16 protein-coding genes and 1 pseudogene are annotated in these 17,184 nt (G+C 50.9%); 8 read left to right on the top strand and 9 right to left on the bottom strand.

Annotated features, from left to right (window positions below):
• The 3 genes and pseudogenes from R3177_RS06455 to trpA form a co-directional block, all read left to right on the top strand.
• Positions 1-210 (top strand): annotated as a pseudogene (locus R3177_RS06455) (bifunctional indole-3-glycerol phosphate synthase/phosphoribosylanthranilate isomerase); the annotation flags it as partial.
• On the top strand, positions 207-1,433 hold the full coding sequence (trpB, locus tag R3177_RS06450; RefSeq protein ID WP_318970221.1) for a tryptophan synthase subunit beta: 1,227 nt from the start codon (positions 207-209) through the stop codon (positions 1,431-1,433). The pseudogene R3177_RS06455 and the gene trpB, both read left to right, overlap by 4 nt.
• Positions 1,434-2,234, top strand: coding sequence for a tryptophan synthase subunit alpha (trpA, locus tag R3177_RS06445; RefSeq protein WP_318970220.1), 801 nt, complete (start codon positions 1,434-1,436; stop codon positions 2,232-2,234). It begins immediately after the preceding gene.
• Between the two features lie 14 nt (positions 2,235-2,248).
• On the opposite strand, the gene R3177_RS06440 is transcribed toward trpA, so the two are convergent.
• Positions 2,249-3,031, bottom strand: a complete 783-nt coding sequence (locus R3177_RS06440; RefSeq protein ID WP_318970219.1) for a transporter substrate-binding domain-containing protein — start codon at positions 3,029-3,031, stop codon at positions 2,249-2,251.
• Positions 3,032-3,175: 144 nt separating this feature from the next.
• Here R3177_RS06440 and R3177_RS06435 point away from each other — a divergent pair, with 144 nt between their 5' ends.
• Positions 3,176-3,655 (top strand): peptidylprolyl isomerase, encoded by a 480-nt coding sequence (locus R3177_RS06435; RefSeq protein ID WP_318970218.1) that lies wholly within the window; start codon positions 3,176-3,178, stop codon positions 3,653-3,655.
• Here R3177_RS06435 and R3177_RS06430 read toward each other — a convergent pair whose 3' ends face one another.
• Both R3177_RS06430 and R3177_RS06425 read right to left on the bottom strand, forming a co-directional pair.
• The gene (locus R3177_RS06430) at positions 3,656-4,768 is read right to left on the bottom strand and encodes a PQQ-dependent sugar dehydrogenase (protein WP_318970217.1); all 1,113 of its coding nucleotides are present in this window, start codon (positions 4,766-4,768) and stop codon (positions 3,656-3,658) included.
• A gap of 1 nt (position 4,769) precedes the next feature.
• The gene (locus R3177_RS06425; RefSeq protein WP_318970216.1) at positions 4,770-5,240 is read right to left on the bottom strand and encodes a hypothetical protein; all 471 of its coding nucleotides are present in this window, start codon (positions 5,238-5,240) and stop codon (positions 4,770-4,772) included.
• Positions 5,241-5,441: 201 nt separating this feature from the next.
• On the opposite strand from R3177_RS06425, the gene hemH reads away from it, so the two are divergent.
• Positions 5,442-6,527: a ferrochelatase gene (gene hemH / locus R3177_RS06420; RefSeq protein ID WP_318970215.1), complete on the top strand. Its 1,086-nt coding sequence runs from the start codon at positions 5,442-5,444 to the stop codon at positions 6,525-6,527.
• A 9-nt stretch (positions 6,528-6,536) separates the two neighbouring features.
• Entirely contained in the window at positions 6,537-9,605 is a 3,069-nt protein-coding gene (locus tag R3177_RS06415) for a transglycosylase domain-containing protein (protein WP_318970214.1), read from the top strand.
• Here R3177_RS06415 and R3177_RS06410 read toward each other — a convergent pair.
• Entirely contained in the window at positions 9,602-10,591 is a 990-nt protein-coding gene (locus R3177_RS06410) for a GGDEF domain-containing protein (RefSeq protein ID WP_318970213.1), read from the bottom strand. The two genes, R3177_RS06415 and R3177_RS06410, sit on opposite strands and share 4 nt — an antisense overlap.
• Positions 10,592-10,708: 117 nt before the next feature.
• Positions 10,709-11,329: an HAD family hydrolase gene (locus R3177_RS06405; protein WP_318970212.1), complete on the bottom strand. Its 621-nt coding sequence runs from the start codon at positions 11,327-11,329 to the stop codon at positions 10,709-10,711.
• 210 nt (positions 11,330-11,539) lie between these two features.
• Here R3177_RS06405 and R3177_RS06400 point away from each other — a divergent pair, with 210 nt between their 5' ends.
• Complete coding sequence (locus R3177_RS06400; RefSeq protein ID WP_318970211.1) at positions 11,540-12,241, top strand: YebC/PmpR family DNA-binding transcriptional regulator; 702 nt, start codon at positions 11,540-11,542, stop codon at positions 12,239-12,241.
• 84 nt (positions 12,242-12,325) lie between these two features.
• Here the strand turns inward: R3177_RS06400 and R3177_RS06395 are convergent, their stop codons facing one another.
• Both R3177_RS06395 and R3177_RS06390 read right to left on the bottom strand, forming a co-directional pair.
• A complete protein-coding gene (locus R3177_RS06395) occupies positions 12,326-14,515 on the bottom strand; it encodes a M3 family metallopeptidase (RefSeq protein WP_318970210.1) in 2,190 nt (729 codons plus the stop codon).
• Between the two features lie 85 nt (positions 14,516-14,600).
• Complete coding sequence (locus R3177_RS06390; RefSeq protein ID WP_318970209.1) at positions 14,601-14,990, bottom strand: cytochrome b562; 390 nt, start codon at positions 14,988-14,990, stop codon at positions 14,601-14,603.
• Between the two features lie 79 nt (positions 14,991-15,069).
• On the opposite strand from R3177_RS06390, the gene R3177_RS06385 reads away from it, so the two are divergent.
• On the top strand, positions 15,070-16,293 hold the full coding sequence (locus R3177_RS06385) for a dipeptidase (RefSeq protein WP_318970208.1): 1,224 nt from the start codon (positions 15,070-15,072) through the stop codon (positions 16,291-16,293).
• Between the two features lie 87 nt (positions 16,294-16,380).
• Here R3177_RS06385 and R3177_RS06380 read toward each other — a convergent pair whose 3' ends face one another.
• Entirely contained in the window at positions 16,381-17,010 is a 630-nt protein-coding gene (locus R3177_RS06380; RefSeq protein ID WP_318970207.1) for a hypothetical protein, read from the bottom strand.
• Positions 17,011-17,061: 51 nt separating this feature from the next.
• On the bottom strand, positions 17,062-17,184 hold a 123-nt coding region (locus R3177_RS06375), incomplete at its 5' end, for an IS3 family transposase (protein WP_318970222.1).

Raw genomic sequence — 17,184 nt, 5'->3', positions numbered from 1 at the left:
GGGCTTAATCCCGATAACATCGGTCAGGCCCTGAGATTGCCCATTGCCGGCCTTGATATGAACTCAGGCCTGGAAAGTGCACCCGGCATAAAAGACAGTACCAAAATTGAAGCGGCTTTTGCCGGGATCAGAGCGTTTCAGTACCGGGACGCGCTAACTTCTGCGCAAAAAAAGCAAACTAAGCAGACAATACAGAGAGCAGTATTATGAGCGAGCTTAAATTAAACCCTTATTTTGGCCAGTACGGTGGCATGTTTGTGCCGCAATTATTAGTACCGGCGCTAAAGCAGCTGGAGCAAGCCTTTGTTGATGCGCTGCAGGACCCGGCCTTTGATGCTGAATTTCAGCAACTGCTGACCGAATATGCCGGCCGGCCCACCCCTTTGACATTATGCCGCAATTTATCACCAAACCCGCTGGTGAAAATTTACATGAAGCGGGAAGATTTATTGCATGGCGGTGCCCATAAAACCAATCAGGTACTGGGCCAGGCGCTACTTACCAAACGAATGGGTAAAACCGAAGTTATTGCCGAAACCGGCGCCGGTCAGCACGGCGTGGCAACGGCACTGGCCTGTGCGCTGCTGGGGCTGAAATGCCGCATTTACATGGGCGCTAAAGATATTGATCGCCAGCAACCCAATGTCTTTAGGATGAAGCTGATGGGCGCCACCGTTATTCCGGTGACTGCCGGCTCCGGCACACTAAAAGATGCGGTAAACGAAGCGATGCGCGACTGGTCTGCCAGTTATGCAACCAGCCACTATATGCTGGGCACCGCCGCCGGGCCACACCCCTTCCCGACCCTCGTCCGGGAGTTTCAGAAAATGATTGGTGAGGAAGCCAAGCAGCAGATTTTAAAAGCCGAAGGCAAGCTGCCTGATGCGGTGATTGCCTGTGTTGGTGGTGGCTCCAATGCCATCGGCATCTTTGCCGACTTTATTAAAGAAGACGGCGTGCGGTTAATCGGTGTTGAGCCAGGCGGTAAGGGCATCGATACCCATCAGCATGGGGCAGCGCTTAGTACCGGCAGCTATGGCATTTTGCACGGTGCCTACACAGCCATTATGCAAACCAGCGATGGCCAGATTGAAGAATCGTACTCGGTCTCGGCCGGGCTGGATTATCCGGCCGTGGGCCCGCAGCATACCCATTTACAGCAAACCGGTCGCGCTGAATATGTCGCCATTAATGACGATGAAGCGTTAGCCGCCTTTCAGCATCTGGCAAGAGCAGAAGGCATTATCCCGGCACTGGAAAGCTCGCACGCGCTGGCTCATGCCCTGAAAATGGCAAAAGATGCCACTGAGCCTATGGTGTTACTCGTTAATTTGTCCGGCCGGGGCGATAAGGACTTAAGCCATGTGCACAGTATTCTCTCTGAGCAAAAAACTGCAGAACAGGCCGGTACCACTACCAAGGGAGCTCACTAAATGCAGCGTTATCAACAGATGTTCAACCGGCTAAAAGCAGAGCAGCGCGGCGCTTTTGTGCCTTTTGTTACGGTCGGTGATCCGGGCCCAGCGCTGTCTTTTGACATTATTAAAACACTGATTGACGGTGGCGCCGATGCACTGGAGCTCGGCATTCCGTTCTCTGATCCCATCGCCGACGGCCCGACCATTCAGAATGCTAACCTGCGGGCGATGGCCGCAGGCGTCACACCGGCAATGTGCTTTGAAATTATCCGCAAAGTTCGTCAGTACAATACCGATATTCCGATTGGCTTGCTGCTGTACTCTAATCTGGTGATGGCCCGCGGCTTAGATAACTTTTACAGCCAGGCTGCTGCTGCCGGCGTCGACTCGGTACTGATTGCCGATGTGCCGCTGCATGAAAGTAAAATGTTCCGCCAGGCGGCAATGGCGCACGATATCGCCCCTATTTTTATTGTGCCACCGAATGTGGATGATGATGACTTGCGGGCGATTGCTTCTTACGGCCGCGGCTATACTTACCTGCTAAGCCGGGCCGGTGTCACCGGCACCGAAACCCAGGCGGCAATGCCGACTGCTGAGCTTATCGCCAGGATCAGAGCTTATAACCCGGCGCCACCGTTGCTGGGTTTTGGTATATCCACACCGGCACATGTTAAAGATGCCATTGCCAACGGAGCTGCAGGAGCAATCTGTGGCTCTGCGATAGTCAAAATTCTGGAGCAAAACCTTGAGCAGCCCGATAAACTGCTGAGCGAGCTCAAAGGTTTTATTCAACAGATGAAAGCAGCCAGCTAACCCTTGGGGTTAGCTTACTTGTTACTGTATTTAGTAAGCTTCGGTTGCGGCAGCTGTTCCAGCAGGCCGTACCGGCGCTTTAATTCAGCAAGCAATAATTGATTATCGGCCAGGAATTGGTCAAAGTTCGCCAGAACATCCCGGTGGCGGGTCGTTGATAAATGAAAGCCCACCTGAGTGAAAGGCAAGTGAGCAGCGACCACCAGGGCGTGTGGTTGTTGCAGCTCTGATAACAGATGGCTCGCCACATTATATTCCAGATCTGCCACATCTAACTGGCCCCGCAGTACCAGGCTTATCGCGCTAAGCGGTGTTGCTACTTCAAAAATCTCAAACTTATGAAATTGCTTCAGACTCAGCCACTTTACCGGAGTAAAACCGCGGACAACGGCCAGATTGCGAACCTGGCGAATTCTTATCTGCTGCCGTTCAGGCAGTACCATGCTGACGCCCAGATTAGAGATAACTGCGTCAGAGTAAAAGCGCCTGGCGAGATCCCCTTGAAAACTATGCCAGGCAGGATTATCCGGGTAAATAAAATCAACACTATTGTCCAGTTCATGATACAGCCGTTTTACCGGCAATGGCTGAAAGCTGAATTTATATCCATACTGCGCAGCAAAGGCTTGCAGTACATCATTGGCAAATCCTCTTTTGCCGCTGCGGGTAAAGTCGTAGTGCGGATAAAACGACAAATCCTCGGTACCGACGACAAAATGAGTCTGGGCCGGCAGTACCGTCAGGTCAGCCACATTAAATAACATTGCTAACCCGTACAGGTAAGATGTTAAAAACAAGCGCAACTCCGGTTTTCACTGGCAAGGTTTAATTCAGTGTAGGAAGCCTGCTTTAAAACCGCAATTTATCCTGCCCGTAAAAAAACAGTCGATTTTTCAGAGGCTGCCTTTCATAATGCGCTTTTTAATTACAGGCAAAGCATTATGCAAATCAGCGATAACGCAGTAGTTCAGTTTCATTACACCTTAAGCGATAGCACCGGCGAGCTGGAGAGCTCCAAAGGCAGCACGCCGTTACTTTATATGCATGGCCAGCAACAAATGCTGCCAAAGTTAGAGGCGGCACTTGCCGGTAAAACAGCAGGCGATACTGTTGAGCTGACGCTGGCTCCGGAAGATGCCTACGGCGAGATCAAACAGAATGCGATTCAGAGCATTCAGGTAAAATACCTGCATGGCGCCAAAAAGTGGAAGCCGGGTATGAAAGCCTGGGTACAAACTGAAGAAGGCCAGCGCCAGGTTACGGTGGTAAAAGTGGGTATGTTTAAAGCCGATATCGACGTTAATCATCCGCTGGCAGGCAAAACGCTGACCTTCAACGTCGAGATTTTAAATGTGCGCCCGGCGACCAGTGAAGAAATTGCCCATGGCCATGCTCATGGTGAAGGTGGTCATCAGCACTGATCAGCCACCGGTCTGCTGCGCCGGCGTCAGACGCAGCAGCTCGCCACTGGCACCGTCGGTTAAAATATATAAAGCGCCATCCGGCCCTGTTCGCACATCACGTAGTCTGCTGTTAAGCCCGGTTAACAGCAGCTGCTCAGATACGACCTTGCCGTTTTCGATGTTGAGATGATGCAAGGCTTTGCCGGCTAACGCCGTAATAAATAAATCACCCTGCCAGTCGCTAAACAAGCTGCCCTGATATAAGGTCATGCCGGCAGGCGCTATAGACGGGCTCCAGTGCCAGATAGGCTCCACCATTCCCGGATAGTGACGAAACGGCGATATGCGCGCCCCGGTATAATCAATACCCCGGGTCGCCACCGGCCAGCCATAATTGTTACCCGGCTGAATAATATTCAGCTCATCACCACCGCGCGGGCCATGCTCATGACTGTATATCAGTTGCTGGGTGTTATCCCAGACAATCCCCTGCACATTCCGATGCCCCAGACTGTAAATTTCCGGGGCATAGCCGGCTTGCAGCACAAAGGGGTTATCAGCCGGAATACTGCCATCAGGATTAAGTCTGACAATTTTGCCCAGATGGTTAGCCGGGTTTTGCGCCTGTTCCCGATAATCAAAACCGTCACCCAGTGTCAGTAAGATGCTGCTGTCAGGCAGTTGCACCATCCGGCCACCATAATGTGCCGCACCTTGACGATACGGCTTCGCTTTAAATATCTGGCGTATATCCGTTAATTGCTGTTGCTGCCAGCGGCCAGATGCCAGGCACAGGGTATTGGCACTGGCATCACCGCATACATAACTGAGCAGTACCAATGGCGTCTTATCTGCGCCATCCGGCAGCAAAACTTCCAGTAAACCGCCCTGCGCTGCCACATATAACTCAGGTAATGCCGGGCTTACCTCAGCGATCAGTTCGCCTTTTGCGGTAAATTGTTTTATGTTGCCGGTCCGTTCAGTGACCAGCATGCTGTTGTCCGGTAAAAAAGCTAACGACCAGGCATAGTTAAGATCTTCTGCCACCGTTGTCAGCTGATAGGGTACCGCCAGCACCTGTAATGATGCGCCAAGCAGCAGTAGTGAAACAGTTTTAATGGTGCTTTTCATCTCAGGCCTTATCGCTGCGGGTTAATCTAACATAAATGGCAGCGCCGGCTGCAGCGCATAACGCCAGCGCCAGACTGCCGGCCATAGTGCGGCTCGCGGCAATCAGGGTGGGCATCGGTGCCACGTTGTTTACTGCCCAAAGTGCCAGTAGCAAACCTGCTATACTGCAGCCAGTTGCCCATCCTAACCGGCTTATCCCGGTTATAGCATGCAACAGCCGCCCTGCCAGAAGGGCCAGCAGTAATACCGGCGCCATAATCACCAGTATGGTGGGGGTAAAAAACCGCAAATCGAACCAGACGGTCCACAACCAGTCGCGCAGCGGCACCTGTTCAACCAGCATGGCGATAGCCATTAAATTAAACTGGCTCTGAACAATACTGGCAAGCGCTGCGGCTAACAGCACGGCAATGCCATAGGCCAGCAGCCGTTTCAGTTTGCTATCGCTTTTCAGCAGAGGGGTCTTTTGCATAGCCTGGCCATATCCGCTTAATCAATTTATCAGCAAGCTTACTGGCACTGCGGTTTTTTTTCCAGTAAGCCGGTATAATCTCAGTGTTTTTAGTTATTGTTAGTCGCGTTAAACTGGTACCATCATGCTATTACTTCCGAACCAATCAGCAGTCACCAGCGTATGCTCAGGCTGTTTCTCCCAGCTTATTAAGTGACAACTATGGCCTTTATTAATAACCCGAATTACCCGCACAGCAGCACCGATAAAATAGGTGTATTGCTGACTAATCTGGGCACCCCTGATGCCCCGACCCCAAAAGCGTTAAAACGCTACCTGAAACAGTTTTTATCTGATCCCAGGGTGGTTGAAGTGCCAAGGCTGTTATGGTGGTTTATTCTGAACGGCATTATCCTGCAAATAAGGCCAAGGCGCTCAGCCAAAGCCTATGCGAGTGTTTTTACTGAGCAGGGCTCGCCACTGTTATTCCATACCCGGGCTCAGGCCGAGGCCATTGCCCGCGAATTTGCTAAGGACCGCAGATCCGACGTCGTGGTGGACTTTGCTATGCGTTATGGCAATCCGTCCTTTGCTGCTGTGCTTGAAAAGATGTTCGCCAGCGGCGTCAGAAAAATTCTGGTGCTGCCGTTATATCCGCAATATTCTGCGTCAACGTCGGCGTCCACTTTTGATGAGCTGGCAAAAAACTTTATGGCGCGCCGCTGGTTACCTGATCTCCGGTTTATTTCTCATTATCATGACGATAGTGGCTACATTGCGGCCTGTGCCGAGCGGATTAAACAACATTGGGCAGAACATGGCCGTGCTGATAAACTGCTGTTCTCTTATCACGGTATCCCTAAACGTTACTTACTCAATGGCGACCCTTATCACTGCGAGTGCTACAAAAGTTCGCGGCTGATAGCGCAGGCACTGGGGCTTGGCAAAGATGAATATATCACCACCTTTCAGTCACGCTTTGGGCGCGAAGAATGGTTAAAGCCTTATACAGATGACACCTTAAAAGCGCTGCCGGGCCAGGGGGTTAAATCCGTACAGATTTTCTGTCCGGGCTTTGCCGCAGACTGCCTGGAAACCATTGAGGAAATTGGTGAAGAGAACCGCGAGTACTTTGTTGAAGCAGGCGGTCAGCAGTACCAGTATATCAGCGCGCTGAATGACAGACCGTCACATATTGCGGCATTATATCAGCTGATTAACCAGAACTTACAAGGCTGGCAGGTCACAGAGGATACTGAACGTGCTGAACGTGCTGCAGCGTTGCAACAGCAAAAATATGGAGTCTAAACGGTCAGTATGAGCGAAAGACACGGCCCGTCATCCAGAATCGAGCCCACCCTGAACAGCAGGCCGCAGCCTGACAGGTTTAAATTTGATAATGTTCGCGATACACCCCGGCCTGTGCCGGCGCGCAAGCCGGTGCGGTATTTACCCTGGTTGCTGTTGCTGCTGGTGGTGCTGCTAGCAGCGTTACTGTATCAGGAAAGCCGCAATCACTTTTATCAGTCAACATTCTGGCACTGGTATGCTGCCAAGCTGCGCTATCAGGTACAACCGGGCGCGGCAACTCAAATCCGCTTTCCGGCAGCGGGGCCTTTTGATCATCGCTTTGGCTACACCCAGTTACCGGCCTGGAGCAGCAAACTTCAGCATGCCGGCTTTGCCATTACCGCCCAGAGTCAGTTCTCCGATCCGCTGCTGCAATATGCAGAGTATGGCTTTTCACCCCCCTATGCTGAAAAAAACCACGCCGGTCTGCGCATTATGGGTTGTCAGCAAGAGCAAATGTACCAGCACCGCTCACCGGCTTTTCAGTTTGACAATCTGCAAAATATTGCGCCGCTGCTGGTGCAAAGTTTGTTATTTATTGAAGATCGGACATTGCTGAGCCCGGACCACTTTCACGCTAATCCGGCTGTAAATTTACCCAGGCTCGCAGCCGCTGTCTGGTCACAGCTACAACGGGCAGTCGGCATCCCAGCGGCGGCGGCCGGCGGCAGCACCCTGGCGACGCAACTGGAAAAATATCGCCACAGCCCGCACGGCTTCACCAGCGATATTAGCGATAAAGCGCGTCAGCTGGTATCTGCCAGCGTCAGGGCCTATCAGCATGGCGTTGACACCCGTCAGAGCAGACAGAAAATTGTGTTGGACTACATTAATACCGTGCCATTGGCAGCAACCCCCGCCTACGGTGAAGTTAACGGCATGGCAGAAGGCCTGTACGCCTGGTTTGGTGCCGATCCTGCCAGGGTAAACCGGCTGTTAACTAAAGGGGCTCCCTACACCGATGATCAGGCAATGGCATTAAGGCAGGTTCTGGCACTTATTATTGCCCAGCGCCGCCCTTCCTATTATCTGGTGCAGGGCCGCAATGATTTAGAACAGCTGCTGAACAGCCACCTGAGCCTGATGCAGCAACAGGGTTTACTGCCCAAGGCGCTGGCTGACAAAGCAATGCGTCAGCGCCTGGTTTTTAATGGAAAACCCGCACCGGCAACACTGCAGGGCGAAAATTTCAAAGCGGTAACAATGGTCCGTACCCGGCTGAGCCAATTACTGGATCAGAACCTGTATCAGCTGGACAGGCTGGATTTACAAAGCCAGACCACACTGCACAGCACGTTACAACGTGATATCAGTCGCCATTTACACCAGCTCAATACTTACCCGGCGGCTGAGCAAGCCGGGCTGTTTGCTGAAAAACTGCTGCAACCAGAGCAACAAGATAAAGTGAAATACAGCTTTACCCTTTATCAGACCACCCCCAGCGGCAATAAAGTACGGGTGCAGACAGACACCACAGCCCAACCCTTTGATTTGAATGATGCCAGTAAACTGGAACTGGGCTCAACAGCAAAACTACGGGTGCTGATAAGCTATCTGGAGATCATCGCTGAACTGCACCGGCTATATGCCGGCGAGCATTCTGATGCGCTGCAGTTTATCAACATTGCCCCACAGGACGACTTAACCGCGTGGGCGGTCTCTTATCTTATTGATAACCCGGGTGTCAGTATGGAAACCATGCTGCAGGCAGCCCTAAATCGGCGCTACAGCGCGGATCCGAAAGAAAGCTTTTTTACCGGCGGGGGTTTACATACTTTCAGTAATTTTCGCAAAGAAGAAAATGCCATGAACCCAACCATAGCCGAGGCGCTGCAGCAATCTGTTAACCTGCCGTTTGTCCGGCTACTGCAGGATATTGTTAACTACAGCATTTACCATGGCGAAAACAGCAGTTATCAGCTGTTGACCGATGACAATAATCCGCGGCGTGATGAGTATCTGCGGCGTTTTGCCGACCGGGAAGGCATCACCTTTATCCGCCGCTTCTGGCAAAAATACCAGAACAGAACCGCCGAGCAGCGCTTGCAGCTGTATATCGCCAGTAGCCGGCAAACGCCGGAACGGCTGGCTGTCGCTTATCTTTATATCCGACCCGACGCTACAACAGAGCAATTTATTGACCTGATGCAACAACAGTTTGGCAGTACCAGCAGCCAGGCTGACTGGTTGCGTCTGTATGATAAATATCAGCCTGATACCTTCAACTTACCTGATCGGGCATATTTATCGCGCAGCCATCCGCTGGAATTGTGGTTGCTGGCCTATCTGCAACGCAGTGATACGACTACTCTGAAAGCCGCCATAACCGCCAGCAGTGATATCCGACAAGATGTCTATCAGTGGCTGTTTAAAACTCGTTTTCGCAGTGCCCGGGATAACCGTATTCGCAGCATGCTGGAAATCGAGGCTTTCTGGGATCTGCATCAGCGTTGGCAGCGGCTGGGCTATCCTTTTGACTACCTCGTTCCCTCTTTAGCAACAGCGCTTGGCAGCTCAGGAGACAGACCGGCAGCCCTGGCTGAACTTATTGGCATCCTTCTTAATAATGGTAAAAAACTGCCAACAGTCCGCATTGACCAGCTGACGTTTGCGACTGGTACGCCCTACTTTACTGAATTCAGCCGCCAACCCGCAGTAGCACAGCAGGTGTTAGACCCGGAAGTTGCAGCCGCGGTGCGAGCAGCACTGCAGCAGGTGGTCAGCGCAGGCACAGGCCGGCGTCTGAACACCAGCTTCGACCCTGCTACCGTGACGATTGGCGGAAAAACCGGCACAGGCGACAACCGGCTGGTTCAGTTAAATGCCAGAGGGCAGCATATCAGCTCCAGAGCATTGAACCGGACAGCAACCTTTGCTTTTTATCTTGGAGATCAGCATTTTGGCGTGTTAACCGCTTACGTACCGGATGCCACGGCCGAACAATTCAGTTTCACCTCGGCTTTACCGTTACAGGTTTTAAATAGTATGGCGCCTGTGCTCCAGCCTTATCTGAGCAGTGGCAACGGGTGTCATTAAGCGGCTACAACCTGGTTTCTGCCCTGATTTTTAGCCTGATATAGCGCTAAATCTGCCCGGTGCAGCCAGCTTTCCCAACTCTCATCTGGCGCCAGTACCGCGATGCCGATTGAGGTTGTTAATTTTTTACCATCGGGTAAATTCAGGTGCTCATTTACCCCCAGCCGGATTTTATCAGCCAGTTTCCCCAGATCCGCCTCACTGATATCACTGAGCAATACCACAAATTCTTCGCCACCAAACCGGAATATGGTATCGCGCTGGCGTACCATTTTCTTTAAAACAGGCACCAGCTCAGTCAGCACGTTATCGCCAGCTTTATGGCCGTATTTGTCATTAATATTTTTAAAGTAATCCAGATCGAGCAGCATTATCCCAAACTGAGTGCCATGCTTGCGGTGCTGACTGATAGCCGCAGACAAGGCGTCATCTAAGGTTCTGCGATTGGCCGCGCCGGTAAGGCTGTCAGTTGTTGCCAGCATCCGCAATGCCTCACGCTGGGTCAGCGTGCGGTAGGCAAACACGTAGGCAAACAAGCTGGTAATAAAGCAGGTAACGGTAAAAGATACCAGCTGAAAGGTACTGACAAAAATCTGGCCCGGGTTAAAGATGGCAAACCCGACCAGCACTGACAATGACAACAATAACATGACCAGCGCTTTTATCGGTGAAACCAGAAAAAAGATAAACACAATAAAAGGATACAGCCAGAATACGCCATCGACACCCAGGTTAATACATACCAGAATGGCACCAATACAAAAGGCGATAGCCATCACCAGGCCGGGGCCTTTTGTGTCATCGGTGCGCCAGGCAAAACTGACACAACAGATACTGACCAGTACCATGCCAAGATCGGCAATACCCACCACAATATTACCGCTAACTAGCCGGTAAATGCCATAAGGCGTCAGACACACCGTAATAATCAGCCCGACCAGGCTTATCATTGCCAGATAAAAATTGCTTTTTAACCGTGTCAGCACACTTGCCTGCCCTTTTTTATAATTATGTCGCTAATATAGGGGGTTTACTGGTCATTATGCAACTCCATAGCAAACAAGACCGTCATTTTGCTATGGCGCTGCGGCCCCTGAGCATCGTTACCGCCCGCTTAACCGGGCCACCAGCGCGGGCAGCTGATTAAAGTGACTGATATGAAAATCGGCCTGCGCCAGAAATTGCTGATTGCTGCCGTTTAAATACAGGCAAGACAGGCTGCCGGCATTGGCAGCTACCTGTAAATCAAACAGATAATCGCCAACGTAAAGTATTTCTGAGCAGCTAACGTTTAATTGTGCGGCTATCATTTTCAAGCCTGCCGGATCAGGCTTTGCCGGGCAATCCTCGCGCGTCAGCACCAAATCTACCGGTATCTGCAGGCGGTTGATCACCCGAGCTGTTGCCTGGCGCATATTGCGGGTCAGAATTGCCAGCGGCCAGCCCTGGGCACTCAACTGCTGCAAGCTGTCAAGCGCGCCGGGGATCCAGCTGGCAGCGTCGGCGCCGGCCAGTTCATGGCGGTGGATAATCTGCTCAACCCTGGCTTTCTCACGCAAACAGCTGACAGTTGCCAGCTGTTCCAGCAGCGGGGTACCGGCCGGCCAGCCAATATCATGGCATATAGTAGCGAAATCAAGCCTCGAGTCTACCAGGGTACCGTCAAGATCAAACACCACGGCTTTGATGGCCGGTGTTGCCGCTACTGCTGTGCTGAATGTCATTTAAAGTAATCCGCTATCAAAGGCTGTTTGCTCTGTGGGGTTAAACGTAAGCCTTTGGGCTTTGGTTTTACTTGCCAGGCTTTCGGCCAACAATTTAAATCTCTGCCGTTTAGTGCTTAAGCTTGCTATAAAAGCCCGCAATTGGCTAGACTAGCGCCCTGTTGGTTTTGATACCTAAGCTTTGATCATTAAGAATACAGGAGCGCGACAATGGGCGCACAATGGAAAGCCAAACACAAACAAGATGCGGCCAATGCCAAAGGCCGGATTTTCACCAAGCTGGCAAAAGAAATTGCCGTTGCAGCGCGCAACGGCGCCGATCCGGATATGAATGCAAAATTGCGTTCTGCCATTGAAACGGCAAAAAAAGCGTCAATGCCAAAAGATACGCTGGAGCGGGCGATAAAAAAAGGCGCAGGTTTACTCGATGGTCCGGCTAACTATGAAACCGTCGTCTACGAAGGTTTTGCGCCACATCAGGTGCCGGTGATTGTAGAGTGTTTAACCGATAATAAAAACCGCAGCGCCCAGAGCATCCGTCAGTTATTCCGCAAAGGCCAGCTGGCGACTTCCGGTGCCGTATCCTGGGACTTTAAACACCTGGGCCAGATTGAAGCGGAAGCCAGCAACAGCGATGCCGATATAGAACTTGCCGCCATCGAAGCCGGCGCTCAGGATTTTGAACAGGGTGATGATAACGAAGTGGTATTTCTGACTGAAGCCACCGATTTAGACATGGTGGCCAAAGCGTTGCCAGAATTTGGTTACAATGTACTGACCGCAAAGCTGGTGTACCGGGCAAATAACCCTGTTAGTTTAAACGATGAGCAACGCTCAGAGGTTGAAGCCTTTCTTGATGCAATAGACGCCGATGACGATGTACAGAACGTCTATGTTGGTCTGGCGGGTTAAGCCAGTTAAACAAAGTTAAACAAAAATAAGCTGGAAATTCAGCTAAAAAAGGGCACTGACGTGCCCTTTTTTGTTGCTGGAGCATTATTTGGCCGGTGGTAACGGAAAGCCCCGATCGCGCATCAGCGCTTCAATTTTCGCATCCCGGCCACGAAACGCCCGGTAAGCTTCTTCCGGATCCACTGCATTACGCACACTGAATAAATACTGCACCAGCCGTGCTGCCATGTCTTTGTCGTAAAAGCCGCCCGGCGCTTCAGCAAAAGCTTCGGCTGCATCAGAGGTCAGCACTTCCGCCCACATATAACCATAATAAGCGGCGGCATAGCCCTCGCCTGAGAACACATGGCCAAACTGCGGCGTACGATGGCGCATCACTAACTCACCGGGCATTCCCATCGCTGTTAAGGTCTCACGCTCAAAGGCATCAGGGTCAATGCCTGTTGGGTCATCCAGCATATGCAGCTTCAAATCAATAATTGCTGATGCCAGATATTCAGTTGTTTTAAAACCTTCGTTAAAAGTGGCCGCTTTTTTGATTTTAGCAACCAGCTCTGGCGGCATTGACTCACCAGTTTTATGGTGAACTAAGAACTGACTGATGACTTCATCCGTTAACAACCAACGCTCCAGTAACTGCGACTGAAATTCGGTATAGTCACGCACGCCACCATTTAACGTCGGATAAGTTACTTTGGAAGATAACGCATGCAGCGCATGGCCAAATTCATGGAAATAGGTTTCGGCGTCATCCCATGAAATCAGTACCGGTTCACCCGGGGCACTTTTCATAAAGTTAGAATTATTAGACGACAGGACGTTTTTCTCGCCGTCATAATTACTGTACCCCCGGTAACTGGTAGCCCAGGCACCGGAGCGCTTACCGGAACGGGCGAACGGGTCCAGATACCACAAACCAATATGTTCACCGCTGGTTTTATCGGTCACTTCCCAGACTTTAACGTCTTCATGAAACACCGGCACGGTATCTGCCGGGACGGCGGAGAAATTAAAATTAAATAAACGGCCTGCCACGTAAAACATCGCTTCACGCAGTTTATCCAACTGCAGATACTGCTTGACTTCATCCGAGTCTAAATCGTATTTAGCCTGGCGCACTTTTTCGGCGTAAAAGCGATAATCCCACGGCTCAATAGTAATATTGTCATTTTGCAGATCAGCCAGTGCCTGCATATCAGCCACTTCTTCCTTCACCCGGGCAATGGCCGCCGGCCAGACTGACATCATTAAATCCATTGCGCGCTCAGGCGATTTTGCCATCCTGTCCTGCAAGCGCCAATCAGCGTAATTATCAAAACCCAGCAGGCCGACCCGCTCATCGCGCAGCGCCAGAATTTCCGCAATAATCGCATTGTTATCGCGGGCATCGGCGTTATCACCGCGGCTATAATAGGTGTTCCAGACTTTTTGGCGCAGCTCGCGCTCGGTAGAATAAGTCAGGAATGGGTCCATCGACGAGCGGGTGTTGGTAATGGCATACATGCCTTCTTTACCACGACTGGCCGCCGCTGCGGCGGCAGCATTAACTAATGAATCCGGCAAGCCGCCCAGTTGCTCTTTGCTCAGATACAAGGCGTAATTTTCTTCGTCGGCCAGAATATTGTTCGAAAACTGGGTATAAAGCTCAGATAAACGCAGATTAATGGCGGCATAACGTTTTTTCTGTTCGGCATCTAAGGTGGCACCATTATTAGCAAAGCCCAGATAGACCAGCTTGGCCAGACGCTGCTGCTCCGGGGTTAAAGCAGCCATTTGCTCCGAGTTATATACCGCAGCGATCCGCTTAAATAATGCTTCGTTCTGGGTAATTTTAGAGGTAAATTCCGATAATTTCGGTGCCATTTCCCGCTGAATAGCCCGAAACTCCTCAGAAGATTTATTAGAGCTCCAGATACCATAATAGGTAAATACCCGATCCAGCGCTTTACCGACCCCTTCCAGCGCGACAATCGTATTTTCAAAGGTTGGGGCATCCGGATTAGCCGTGATCTTGTCAATATCGGCTAAGTGCTCTGCCATTCCCTGCTCTAATGCCGGCTTTAAATCAGCCAGCTGCATCTGGTCAAATGCCGGTACGCCCTGGTATGGTCCGGTCCATGGCTGCAGTAAAGGGTTAGACTGGTTAGCGGTTACGGCTTGTTCAACAGCAGCAGATGTCGCCGTTTTTTGGGCGTCAGGTGCCGGTGCATCGTTGCAGCCGAATAATGTCACAGATACCAGAGCGGTACCTAACAGGCGTGGTATTGCTTTCATGCATCTCTCCAATCCGTTATGTTATGGCTTACAAAGTGCCATATAAGCTTTTTATAAACAAGCCGTTAAAATATCCTGAGCCAGACTAACCAAATAACAACTGCCAGAAACTCACTTTACGCTGCTTATGGTAGTGCTTTCGCAGCTGTTCGACTTCTTTAAGTGTCTGCTGCAGCTTATCGTTATCACCAGCGGCGGCAGCAAGTTTGGCTTTTTGTAAAGTTAACTGCACTTTTTGCAATCCCTCAAGGTATATGGGGGCCTTATCCTCTGGAAAAGGGGCAGTGGTTGCCTGCGCCGTCAGGGTGATAAGTTGCGCAATATAAGGCTTAGCCGCCTGTGGGCTTTCGGCCTGCCGGGCCTGCTTTAATGCCAGCCCCATGTTTTTCATAGTAATTTCAAGGTCAACCTTGTTATCTGCCGCAACATGTAATGGCAACAGCAACAACAGGCAAACAGTAACACGCCGCAACATAACATCTACTCCAGACTGGATTTTCAGAGCGCAGCATAGCATATTATGGCCCGCCGACTTAATCACAAGGATCTTATCCATGACAACCCGTCTTACCCTGGTTTGTGCCGCACTACTAAGTGCCGGCCTTACCGCCTGCAGTTCGCCAGGACAGCTTAACGGCCAGAATGCACCCGCCAAGCCAACCAGCGAACTAAGTATCGAACAGCGCGCTGGGGAGATTGCCCAGAACAGCCTTATTATTGATACTCATATCGATGTCCCCTACCGCTTATATAAAGACTGGGAAGATGTCACAAAAGCCACAGCGCGCGGCGAGTTTGATTACCCACGGGCCCGCCAGGGCGGCTTAAATGTCCCTTTTATGTCAATCTATATTCCGGCAGCTTTCGAGCGCACTGGCGGTGGTTACCAGCTGGCTAATCAGCTTATTGACAATATGGAAGCCCTGGTTGGCCGCGCACCGGACAAATTTGCGATGGCTTACAGCACTGAAGATGCCGTCGCACAATTTGGCAGCGGCAAAATTTCACTGGCACTTGGCATGGAAAATGGCACACCGATTGGCGGTGACTTAGCTAACTTAAGCCATTTTTATCAGCGCGGTATTCGTTACATTACACTGGCGCACTCAGAGAGCAATCATATCTCTGATTCCAGTTACGATTTACGCCGGCGCTGGCAGGGCTTAAGCCCCTTTGGTAAGGAGCTGGTGGTAGCGATGAACAATATTGGTATGATGATCGATATCTCCCATGTTTCCGATGATGCCTTCTATCAGACGGTGGCACTGAGTAAGGTACCGGTTATTGCATCACACTCGTCACTTCGCAGCTTTGTACCGGGTTTTGAGCGCAATATGGATGACGATATGTTAAAAGCGCTGGCCAAAAATGGCGGCGTAATTCAGATTAATTTTGGCTCATCGTTTGTTACCGCTATCGCTAATCAGTACAGCGCGTTGCGAAAAGCAGCGGCAGAAAAGGCAGGTGTGCCAAACGATGCGGCCTTTGCAGAAATTTTCCGGCAGCAGCAGCCCTACCCGTTTGCCACTCTGGATACCGTGCTGGATCATATTGATCATGTGGTAAAGCTGGTGGGTATTGAGCACGTAGGTATTGGTTCTGATTACGACGGCGTCGGCGACTCGTTACCTGAAGGATTAAAAGATGTGGCCAGCTATCCTAATCTGATCGAAGGATTATTAAACCGGGGCTACAGCGATACTGATATAGAGAAAATACTATCAGGTAACTTAATGCGGGTCTGGCGCGAAGTAGAAGCCTATGCGGCAAAGCAGTGACGCGCTTACGCTTAATAAATAAATCTACTCATTAAAAAAGCCCACCTGTGTAGGTGGGCTTTTTTCATTCAACCATCTGTTTAATCATTAATAGTAGGTATAAGCAAGCTCCGGCACTACAGAGATGTTGCCATCAAGTTCGCTGGCATCAGATACATCAAAGGCGTTCGCTGCATCTATTAGTTTCGCAACGTTGGCCTCCGGTGCGTCGTGCGGGCGATCAACCTTTTCAAACTCCACAACCTCTGCGTAGCGACCAGCTTTTTGTTCACCGTTAAACGTCAGGATACCTTGCTCCAGGTTTTGCCATATCTGCGAACCTGCTACTTGTGCCATGACGTCAACTGTCGCCTGCAACGGTGCAAACTCATTCAGAATTTCAGCAGGAGCTGATGTGGTAGCCAAAGCTTGCTCATCATGCAACCGTTCTAGCCGCTCAAACTCTTGCACTTTACCGAAGCGGGCTCTCTTGCTCTGCAAAGCAAACTCCTGCATCTCCTCATCTAATAAGAACTCTGTCAGTAAGTCAGACGCTACAGGCTGTGAACTTACGGCAGCTTCGTCAGTTGGCTTAACGCCGGTGACACCGGCTACTTCTGAGGTCACGTTTTTACTTGCTTCCCCATGCAACCGATCGACTCTTTCGAACTCTTGCACCTTTCCGTAACGGCCACCCCGCTGGTAGCCGGCAAAAGTCTGATCACCAGAGTCCGACACAGGCTCTGTTGCAACTGCACTGTCATCACTGAATGAATCGCCACCAATAAACTAGACACTTCCCAGCCGTTCTTGGTAACGGTTTTCATACTCTACCGGTGACAGCAGATTATTGGAACCATGTTTTCGTTTGCTGTTATAAAACATTTCTATGTAATCAAACACATCGCTTCT

The sequence above is a fragment of the Arsukibacterium sp. genome (assembly GCF_033722355.1).
Lineage (GTDB): Bacteria > Pseudomonadota > Gammaproteobacteria > Enterobacterales > Alteromonadaceae > Alishewanella.
Note: the sequence above shows the minus strand (reverse complement) of the source record. Positions and strands in the feature narration are given on the sequence as shown.

What these genes read in the sequence shown, in the direction of transcription:
- R3177_RS06390 (WP_318970209.1), bottom strand. Translation starts at nt 14,990, where the DNA reads ATGTTGCGGCGTGTTACTGTTTGCCTGTTGTTGCTGTTGCCATTACAT.
- R3177_RS06400 (WP_318970211.1), top strand. Translation starts at nt 11,540, where the DNA reads ATGGGCGCACAATGGAAAGCCAAACACAAACAAGATGCGGCCAATGCC.
- hemH (WP_318970215.1), top strand. Translation starts at nt 5,442, where the DNA reads ATGGCCTTTATTAATAACCCGAATTACCCGCACAGCAGCACCGATAAA.
- R3177_RS06430 (WP_318970217.1), bottom strand. Translation starts at nt 4,768, where the DNA reads ATGAAAAGCACCATTAAAACTGTTTCACTACTGCTGCTTGGCGCATCA.
- R3177_RS06415 (WP_318970214.1), top strand. Translation starts at nt 6,537, where the DNA reads ATGAGCGAAAGACACGGCCCGTCATCCAGAATCGAGCCCACCCTGAAC.
- trpA (WP_318970220.1), top strand. Translation starts at nt 1,434, where the DNA reads ATGCAGCGTTATCAACAGATGTTCAACCGGCTAAAAGCAGAGCAGCGC.
- R3177_RS06405 (WP_318970212.1), bottom strand. Translation starts at nt 11,329, where the DNA reads ATGACATTCAGCACAGCAGTAGCGGCAACACCGGCCATCAAAGCCGTG.
- R3177_RS06435 (WP_318970218.1), top strand. Translation starts at nt 3,176, where the DNA reads ATGCAAATCAGCGATAACGCAGTAGTTCAGTTTCATTACACCTTAAGC.
- R3177_RS06385 (WP_318970208.1), top strand. Translation starts at nt 15,070, where the DNA reads ATGACAACCCGTCTTACCCTGGTTTGTGCCGCACTACTAAGTGCCGGC.
- R3177_RS06425 (WP_318970216.1), bottom strand. Translation starts at nt 5,240, where the DNA reads ATGCAAAAGACCCCTCTGCTGAAAAGCGATAGCAAACTGAAACGGCTG.
- R3177_RS06395 (WP_318970210.1), bottom strand. Translation starts at nt 14,515, where the DNA reads ATGAAAGCAATACCACGCCTGTTAGGTACCGCTCTGGTATCTGTGACA.
- trpB (WP_318970221.1), top strand. Translation starts at nt 207, where the DNA reads ATGAGCGAGCTTAAATTAAACCCTTATTTTGGCCAGTACGGTGGCATG.